Below are 1,241 nucleotides of genomic sequence, written 5' to 3' on the forward strand. Positions count from 1 at the left end.
GGATTGTTCCCGGCCTGGGGCCAGGGCTGGAGATCAAGCAGTGCAAAACAAAAGAAAAAAAATGACGCATGGAGGAGCCTTGTCCCTGTGCAAGTCTGGTGCACAGTGGCGGGTGGCGATTAACCGATGATTAACCGCCCCGCACGATGTCGGATGGGCGACCCGACGCCGATTCACTGGTGCCTGCGAGTGGCTCAGTCCTTCAGCAGTCCGGGCCAGGTTGAGTCGGAGATTGTATACGGGCCAAATACTTTTTTCGCGTTCTGTTCATAACGCAGGTAGCGGTTGTCGTTCAGGAAAACATAAAAGTAAGTATCGAAGGTCGGGTAGTCATTGGTGACGGCTGTCATCATTTGGCTTTTATATTCTTCCAGTGGTGCCCAGGACGAGCCATTTAGAGGTAGTACTTGCAGGGTTTTTGAGTATATTTCGTAGATCAGATAGTTTCCGTCATTCAACAAGAACCAGTAACTCTCTCTTTGTGCTGTGCTTTCAGCCCACATGACGCCAACGATTTTTTCGTAGTAGGGCAATATTTTTTTCCCACTTTGATTTGGCGATGGGGGTTTTCGAGATTGCCTTGTCGGTTTGTTGGCTGTACTCACAAACGCAGGGTGTTGTTCCTTCGTCGTAGAACAGCCAGAGCGTGTCGACGCCACCGTTCCAGTGGGTGGTCGTCGTGGTAAAGCCAAAGCGCAAGTCTGCAGCAGTCTTGTCGAAGCCTTCCCATTTGCCATCCACCGGCTTGGGGAAGCCGGAAAGTACTTTGTTATCCTCGAAGTCGAAACGGGAATAACTGTTTTTCTCCGGGAAGAAGAAATAAATGCGATCGGGGCCGGTGCGCCAGTCGACGGCTACGAAGTTTTTTGTATTGCTCATTCATGGTTCCTTTAATAGGTTGATTTGTGTTTTAAAGTTTTGATTAGTTGTATGTAACTTGCGATAGCGAGGTTAGTTTTTAGTTGTGGGTCTGTATAGTTTGAAGGTGTTGGATTTCATGTCGGCTAGTTTTGTTTTCATGTTGATTGAGCCTTGTTCTTGCGCAAGCGGTTTGTTGGCAGTTTTGAGTCCGGACCTGGCGAACAAGCGAGTCGCTGCCGTGTTGGTTGTCGCCCTGCCATAATTGCGGCTTAATCCTGTTCTGTTCGACTTGCCTTTTATTTCAGGGAACCACCATGCACGTACTGGTTTGCGAAGACGATGAGTTGATCGCCAGTGGCATCGTCGCCGGCCTGACAGCC

General features: G+C 49.4%; 3 protein-coding genes. All 3 read right to left on the reverse strand.

The annotated features are described in order from the left end of the window. Positions 1 to 194: 194 nt before the first annotated feature. Complete coding sequence (locus HT737_RS28770) at positions 195 to 533, reverse strand: hypothetical protein (RefSeq protein ID WP_182404515.1); 339 nt, start codon at positions 531 to 533, stop codon at positions 195 to 197. After that, entirely contained in the window at positions 493 to 879 is a 387-nt protein-coding gene (locus tag HT737_RS28775) for a hypothetical protein (RefSeq protein WP_182404516.1), read from the reverse strand. Before HT737_RS28775 ends, HT737_RS28770 begins: the two co-directional genes overlap by 41 nt. Positions 880 to 951: 72 nt before the next feature. Beyond that, a partial coding sequence (locus tag HT737_RS31425; protein WP_220459557.1) for a hypothetical protein occupies positions 952 to 1,241 on the reverse strand: 290 nt, incomplete at its 5' end.

Source organism: Pseudomonas sp. MD195_PC81_125 (assembly GCF_014060985.1).
In the GTDB taxonomy this organism is placed as follows: domain Bacteria; phylum Pseudomonadota; class Gammaproteobacteria; order Pseudomonadales; family Pseudomonadaceae; genus Aquipseudomonas; species Aquipseudomonas parakoreensis.

Excerpts from the sequence above, each read along its gene's own strand:
- HT737_RS28775 (WP_182404516.1), bottom strand. The coding sequence starts at position 879 with ATGAGCAATACAAAAAACTTCGTAGCCGTCGACTGGCGCACCGGCCCC.